Origin of the sequence: Acinetobacter sp. YH01004, assembly GCF_013420455.1 — a bacterium.
GTDB classification, from domain to species: Bacteria; Pseudomonadota; Gammaproteobacteria; order Pseudomonadales; family Moraxellaceae; genus Acinetobacter; species Acinetobacter towneri.
Map to the genome: position 1 here is coordinate 1 of NZ_VOXZ01000032.1, position 3,418 is coordinate 3,418.

General features: G+C 45.6%; 4 protein-coding genes and 1 pseudogene. All 5 read right to left on the reverse strand.

What is annotated here, in order from left to right; all coding sequences use genetic code 11:
- Positions 1-214: 214 nt before the first annotated feature.
- Entirely contained in the window at positions 215-439 is a 225-nt protein-coding gene (locus tag FTT71_RS13060) for a hypothetical protein (protein ID WP_000743213.1), read from the reverse strand.
- Positions 436-1,173: a recombinase family protein gene (locus tag FTT71_RS13065; RefSeq protein WP_001366550.1), complete on the reverse strand. Its 738-nt coding sequence runs from the start codon at positions 1,171-1,173 to the stop codon at positions 436-438. Before FTT71_RS13065 ends, FTT71_RS13060 begins: the two co-directional genes overlap by 4 nt.
- Positions 1,174-1,321: 148 nt before the next feature.
- Positions 1,322-2,488 (reverse strand): tetracycline-inactivating monooxygenase Tet(X3), encoded by a 1,167-nt coding sequence (locus tag FTT71_RS13070; protein WP_024160783.1) that lies wholly within the window; start codon positions 2,486-2,488, stop codon positions 1,322-1,324.
- A 189-nt stretch (positions 2,489-2,677) separates the two neighbouring features.
- Positions 2,678-3,271, reverse strand: a complete 594-nt coding sequence (locus FTT71_RS13075) for a tyrosine-type recombinase/integrase (protein ID WP_205779272.1) — start codon at positions 3,269-3,271, stop codon at positions 2,678-2,680.
- A gap of 72 nt (positions 3,272-3,343) precedes the next feature.
- Positions 3,344-3,418, reverse strand: a pseudogene (locus tag FTT71_RS13080) (IS6 family transposase); the annotation flags it as partial.

Genomic DNA, 3,418 nt, shown 5'->3' on the forward strand with positions numbered 1-3,418 from the left:
GCATGTTCCGCGTCCTTGCAATACTGTGTTTACATACAGTCTATCGCTTAGCGGAAAGTTCTTTTACCCTCAGCCGAAATGCCTGCCGTTGCTAGACATTGCCAGCCAGTGCCCGTCACTCCCACTCGATTGTAAACAAGCACACAAAACCCTTTAGTGACAACAATTTGCAAGAACTATCAGGCTCAGTGCCATGAAAAATACCATGACCAGATCATGAGGTTGAACACGGCTTGCGCCGGCAGCGTTCACGCTCCTGGTCGGCGATCTCGCCCGGCTGCAATGCTAGCTCAGCATCGGTCATGCGCTCCAGCACGTCGCGTAGGCGGATGGTGCAAGGAATGGGCGGCAGCTCGAACTCATAGCCGCCGGCGATCATTTCGGCCGCAATCTCCTCGGTGATGAAAAACGGCTCGTCGTCTTGGTTCGGCTTCTTCATGCCCTTTCCTCCTGGCGCTCATCCTGGCCGACAGCGGCCAGGGCATCGGCTTCCGTCAATGCGTCCTCCACGAACGCGCCGTGCTGCTTCGCTTCGGCCTGGCTGACCTCGGCCCATATCCGTTTCACCTGGGCCGCACTGTACCCGGCCAGCTCGGCGGTCTTGTTGATGCTGTAGCCGGACTTGCGCAGCGCGACAACTTGGGCGCGGCGCTTCGGATCAGCACGGCGGCCCTTGTACCGCCCGGCCTGGCGGGCCAACTCAATGCCTTGGCGCTGGCGTTCGCGCCTGTCCTCGTAGTCGTCGCGGGCCATCTGCAAGGCCAGGCGAAAAAGCATGATCTGCACGGCTTCCAGCACGATCTTGGCGACGCCCTGGGCCTCGGCCGCCAGGTCGGATAGATCGACCACGCCAGGGACGGCCAGGCGTGCGCCTTTGGCCTGTATCGAGGCCACCAGGCGCTCGGCCTCGGGCAAAGGTAGGCGGCTGATGCGGTCGATCTTCTCGGCAATGACCACCTCGCCGGGCTGTAGGTCGCCGATCATGCGCAGCAGCTCAGGCCGGTCGGCGCGTGCGCCGGATGCCTTCTCACGGTAGATGCCGGCGACGTAGTAGCCGGCGGCCTTCGCGGCCGTAGTGATCGCCTCTTGGCGTTCCAAGTCCTGCGCGTCGGTGCTGACGCGCAGATAGACCCGCGCCACCATCGGCGCGGCTACTGGCTTCGTCCTGCGCATACTTGCGGGCTCCTTTGGGCATACTCAAATGCACCCATCTTAAACTGGCAGCTAATGTACAAAAGTTGATAGAAGCACACAAGTTCAATTTTGCACTTCTGCCCCACTATTGCAAAACTGCTTGTTAGTAGCCGTTTTTTCTTACTGTTTATAGATTCAATAATTTTTGAAACGAAAAATTGGGACTAAACATTTCGGTTTCGTTTTCTGTCGATTCGTCCTGCGTATCTTTTGCATAAACAAACATTTGTTGTTCGTAGTTTTCGATGGCATTTTCAATACTTGTAAATTCTCCGTTTGTAAGGTTTTCAGACAATATCAAAGCATCCAATAATCCCGTATTTACACCCTGTCCTGCAAAAGGCGACATCAAATGAGCAGCATCGCCAATCATTGTTATGGGTAATGGACGGTTACTTTTCCAATCATTGTTCAAAGGAAATTTCCTTGTGGGCAAGCATTGAAATGTTGATACCGAACGTATTAATTGTTTGTAAACTTCACTCCATTTGGAAAATCTTTTCAATAAAAAATCGGCAACGCTGTTTCTGTCCTGAAAATCTAAGGGAATTTTATTTTTCCATTCATCGGGCGTTTTAAAACTAATTCCTAAATACAATGCACCATTATTATTGGGATTGGCAAACAATAAAATGCCCTGATGTCCCGCCATTAATCGGTTGCCGTTGCATAGCTGAAAAAATCCGGGACAGTTTATTTCCGGTTGAAGAATATCAGCTTGGATGTTGAAAGTACCGGTTTCTTCAACTTGCGTGTCGGTAACAAAGCTCCTTATTTTCGACATTCCACCATTGGCAAGAATAACCAAATCTGCTGTTTCACTCGGTTTATTCTCAAAAGTTAGTGTCCACTTCTTCTTACCAGGTTCAAGCATAACAAGTTTTCTATCCCAAATAACCGTGTCGTTTTCTAAACTATTCAACAAGATAGCCCTTAAGTCATTTCTGTTTATTTCAGGATTGTCAAATCGATTTTCGGGCTTTACATTTTTTGTGGATAAAATATTGCCTTTTTCATCAGCAATATTTACACCCATTGGTAAGGCTAAGTCATAATAAGTTTGTAACAATCCCGCTTTTTTCATTGCTTCCTGACCTGAACCTTTGTGTAGGTCAAGGGTTCCACCAAAAATTCTTGCCTCTCGGTCGTTGTCTCTTTCGTAAACTGAAACGTCTATGCCGTTTTGCTGTAATAATTTTGCCATAGTCAGTCCAACGGGTCCACCACCAATTATTGCAACGTTCTTATCACTAAGTAAATTCATTTGTTTGTCCGTATCTATTCGCATTGTCATTCAAAAATGGCACATAACAAGTGGCTATACGCCAAATGGCGTATATATCCACTATATCTTATTTTGCTAAACCTTTCATTATCAGTGACAAATCCGTTTTCAACCGTTTACCGTTCGTTTCTACTCTCTCAAAAGGATTTATATTCATAGTGCTTTTTGTTAAGTTTTGCTCAAATATACAAATCCTTTCTATATATCTAACAAATCCATCGGACTTTTTAATTGTTCCATTCCCTTGGTGGTAATATGTGTATAAACCTCAGTTGTTTTACTGCTTGAATGACCTAACAACGATTGAATATAACGTAAACTCGTACCATTCTCAAGCAAATGCGTTGCAAAGCTATGTCGTAAGGTATGTACAGTAACTTCCTTTTGAATCTTTGCTTTTAAAACAGCTGCTTTAAAAATGTTTTGAATACTTCGGCTTGAGTATGCGCCACCTTTTTGACCTTCAAATAAATAATCTTTTGGTTTATATTCCATAAAGTATGTTCTTAAAATAATTAATGTTTTCTCAGATAAAATGGTATAACGATCTCTTTTTCCTTTTGACTGTTCTATACGAATTTGCATGCGCTTGGAGTCAATGTCTTTTATTTTCAGGTTTATACATTCAGAAATGCGCAAACCTGCCGAATAAATAGTCATCAGAATAGCCTTGTGTTTCACGTTTTCAATAGCGCGTAGTACCCGAATGGTTTCTTCTTCACTCATCACAACAGGAAGTGTTTTTTCTTTTTTTGGTCTTTCGATGAAATATGTTTTCCGTTGTCCACCCAAAACACGTTCGTAATAAAACTGGCACTGTTGCAAAGTTAGCGATGAGGCAGCCTTTTGTCTTATTCAAAGGCCTTACATTTCAAAAACTCTGCTTACCAGGCGCATTTCGCCCAGGGGATCACCATAATAAAATGCTGAGGCCTGGCC

Coding starts and splice junctions, on each gene's coding strand:
- FTT71_RS13065 (WP_001366550.1), bottom strand. CDS start 1,173: ATGCGCAGGACGAAGCCAGTAGCCGCGCCGATGGTGGCGCGGGTCTAT.
- FTT71_RS13060 (WP_000743213.1), bottom strand. CDS start 439: ATGAAGAAGCCGAACCAAGACGACGAGCCGTTTTTCATCACCGAGGAG.
- FTT71_RS13070 (WP_024160783.1), bottom strand. CDS start 2,488: ATGACAATGCGAATAGATACGGACAAACAAATGAATTTACTTAGTGAT.